Source organism: Anaerolineales bacterium, assembly GCA_022866145.1.
Classification (GTDB): domain Bacteria; phylum Chloroflexota; class Anaerolineae; order Anaerolineales; family E44-bin32; genus PFL42.
The window spans coordinates 1-3,270 of sequence record JALHUE010000116.1; the positions used below are offsets into that span (position 1 = coordinate 1).

Annotated in this window: 3 protein-coding genes; all 3 read right to left on the reverse strand. The window is 66.5% G+C overall.

What is annotated here, in order from left to right; translation table 11 throughout:
* Window positions 1-220: 220 nt before the first annotated feature.
* Entirely contained in the window at window positions 221-1,441 is a 1,221-nt protein-coding gene (locus MUO23_03710) for a 2-oxo acid dehydrogenase subunit E2 (GenBank protein MCJ7512058.1), read from the reverse strand.
* Window positions 1,441-2,412, reverse strand: coding sequence for an alpha-ketoacid dehydrogenase subunit beta (locus tag MUO23_03715; protein MCJ7512059.1), 972 nt, complete (start codon window positions 2,410-2,412; stop codon window positions 1,441-1,443). The genes MUO23_03710 and MUO23_03715 overlap by 1 nt, the downstream gene beginning before the upstream one ends.
* A 3-nt stretch (window positions 2,413-2,415) precedes the next feature.
* The coding region (locus MUO23_03720) for a thiamine pyrophosphate-dependent enzyme (protein MCJ7512060.1) at window positions 2,416-3,270 on the reverse strand (855 nt) is incomplete at its 5' end.

Consider the following 3,270-nt stretch of genomic DNA (forward strand, 5'->3'; position numbering starts at 1 on the left):
CGTAGCCGGCGGTCGCCAGCGTGAGCTCGATCAGCCCAAGCGTGTCCGGTTCGTCGTCCACAACCAGGATTCGTTTGGCCATGCTCTTGCTCCCCTGGGGCAATTGTATACCCCAACCGCGCCGGCGGCGACGGCCAGGGGTTGGCGGGTGGGGAGCAGGCGTTGGGGTGGGAATCCGAAGGGTGCTCGGGTTCGTTTCGGGGAACTGGCTCTGTGCGACTTACACGACCAGCTGCAGTGGGTGCTCGATCCGCTGCCGCAGGGCCTGCATGAACCGCGCCCCTTCGGCGCCATCGGTCACTCGGTGGTCGGCGGAGAGCGTGACCTTCATGCGCCATCCGGGGATGACAGCCCCCTCATGCACAACCGGAACCTGCCGCACGGCGCCAACCGCCAGGATGGCGGCTTCGGGGGGATTGATGATGGCGGCGAAGTGCTCGATCTCGTACATCCCCAGGTTGGAGATCGTGAAGGTCGCGCCTTCGATGTCTTCGGGGCGCACCCGTCCTTGGCGCGCCCGAGCGACGATCTGGCGAATGCTCTCTGCCAGCTCGGCCAACGGGCGGCGATCCGCATCGCGGGCGACCACCGTCAGCAGTCCATTGTCGGTGGCAACCGCCAGCCCGATGTGGATCTCGCCGTGGCGCAGGATGCTCTCGCCTTCCAGTGAGGCATTGAGGGCGGGGAACTCGCGCAGCGCCAGGGCGGCCGCCTTGACGATGAAATCGTTGATTGAGAGCTTCTCCGGCTCCGGCAGCAGGGCGTTGAACTCCACCCGCAGATCCATCAATGGACCCGCATCCAGGTCGCTGGTCAGGTAGAAGTGCGGCGCCAGCTGCTTGGAGGTTTGCATGCGGCGCCCGACGGCGCTGCGCAACTTAGTCAGAGCGACCCGCTCTGTCTGCAGGGCCGCCGCTGGGGTCCGGCCCGGGGCGTCTTGCCGCCGGGTGGTGCCGGCCGCGGCCGCTTCGACATCCCGTTTGGTAATCCGGCCTCCAGGCCCCGATCCGGCAAGGCTCGCCAGCGGCAATCCGCGCTCGGCGGCCATGCGCCGGGCCAACGGCGAGGCCTTGGCTGCCGCCCAGGCCGCTGGAGTGGGTGGGATCGGCATCTGGCCGGCGGGCGGCGGCGCGGCAGCAGCAGGCGGCGGGGCGGCAGCCGCTCCGGCCTCGGCGAGCAGGGCCGCCAGGTCGATAGGCTCGTCGGCCGTTCCGATCACCGCGATCGGCGTGCCAACCGGTACGCTGGTCTTCTCGGCCACCAGCAGGCCGCGCAGCACCCCACCGGTGGTCGCTTCAACTTCGACCGTGGCCTTGTCGGTCTCGATCTCGGCCAGGATCTCGCCCTTCTCGACAGCCTCGCCCTCGCGCTTCACCCAGCGTACGAGCAGGCCTTCGGCCATATCGAAACCCAGCTTGGGCATCGCCACCACCGTCGGCATCACAGCACCGCCTTCACAGCCGCAATAACATCGTCCTCTTGCGGCAGAGCCATTTGTTCCAGGTGCCGGTTGTAGGGAAGGGCAACTTCCTTCTGGCCGACGCGTCGGATCGGTGCGTCGACGTAGTCAAAGGCCTGCTCGTACAGGCGGGCCGCAACCTCGGCCCCGATCCCGTACGACAGCCAGCCTTCTTCGGCGATCACCGCCCGATTGGTCTTCTGGAAGGACTTCACGATCGGCCCCATGTCCAGCGGGCGCAAAGTGCGCAGGTCGATGACCTCGGCCTCGATTCCTTCCTTGGCCAGCTTCTCGGCCGCCTGCAGCGACACCTGCAGCATCTTGGAGTACGAGACGATCGTCACATCCTCTCCAGTCCGCTGGACCTTGGAGACGCCGATCGGCTCAGTGTAGTCTCCCTCCGGGACCTCGCCGCGCACCTGGTACAACGTGGCGTGCTCGATGAACAGCGTCGGCTGGCCGCTGCGGATGGCGGACTTGAGCAGGCCCTTGGCATCGGCCGGGGTTCCGGGGGCGATCACATTCAGGCCGGGAAAGTGGGCGAAGACCACGTCCGGGGTTTGTGAGTGGGTCGCGCCCAGCTGACGCCCTCCGCCGCCGACGGCGCGGATCACAACCGGTACGCTCATTTGTCCGCCGAACATAGGCCCGAGCTTGGCAGAATGGTTGACAATCTGGTCCATGGCCAGGAAGGCGAAGTTGATGGTCATCAGCTCGGCGACCGGTCGCAAACCGGCCAGGGCGGCTCCGTTAGCCGCTCCGACAATCACGCCCTCGGCAATCGGGGTGTCGCGCACCCGCTCCGGGCCGAAGTGATCGTAGAACCCCTTGGTGACCGCATAGGTGCCTCCCCACACGCCGACCTCTTCGCCCAGGATGAACACGCGGGGGTCGCGCTCCATCTCTTCCCAAAGCGCCTGTGAGATCCCTTCCCGCATTGTCAGCACGGCCATGGCTCACCTCACCTGCGCCTGGTATTCCGGGAAGACCAGTTCGGGCCCCGGCTCCGGGCTTTCCTCGGCGAACCGAATCGCGTCCGCCACTTCCTCTTCGGCACTGGACTCCAGGACCTCGAGTTCCTGGGCCTTGGCGGTCTTGCCTTCGATCAGATGTCGCCGGAAGACACCGATCGGGTCATCCTCCTGCCACTTCTTGATCTCATCGCTCGTGCGGTACCGCTCCGGGTCGCCCATCGAGTGGCCGCGGAACCGGTAGGTCGCGATCTCCAGCAGGTACGGCCCCTTGCCGCGCACCTGCTCCAGGGCGTTCTCCGCCGCCCGCCGCACTTCGAGCACATCCATGCCTTCAACCCGGTTGTTTGGCATCCCATAGCCGTCAGCCTTCTGGCGGATCTCGCTGACCGCCGACGCCCGCTCCACAGCGGTGCCCATCCCGTACATGTTGTTCTCGCACACCCATAGCACGGGGAGCTTCCAGACCATCGAAAGATTCAAGGACTCGTGGAAGTACCCGATGTTCGTGGCGCCGTCGCCGAACATGCAGATCGTGACCGCCGGGTTGCGCTGCATCTGATCGGCCAGAGCCAGGCCGGTGGCCAGCGGCAGGTGGGCTCCGACGATGGCATGCCCGCCCCAGAAGTTGCGGCGGACATCCGCCAGGTGCATCGATCCTCCCATGCCCTTCGAGCAGCCGGTGACTTTGCCGAGCAGTTCCGCCATCACCTCTTGGACGGGAATGCCGCAGGCGACAGCGACCCCATGGTCACGGTAGGCGGTGATCACCCGGTCTTCCGGTCTGCGAGCCGAGATCAGCCCCGTGCAGACCGCCTCCTGGCCGATGTACAGGTGCAG

Coding starts and splice junctions, on each gene's coding strand:
- MUO23_03710 (MCJ7512058.1), bottom strand. CDS start 1,441: ATGCCGACGGTGGTGGCGATGCCCAAGCTGGGTTTCGATATGGCCGAA.
- MUO23_03715 (MCJ7512059.1), bottom strand. CDS start 2,412: ATGGCCGTGCTGACAATGCGGGAAGGGATCTCACAGGCGCTTTGGGAA.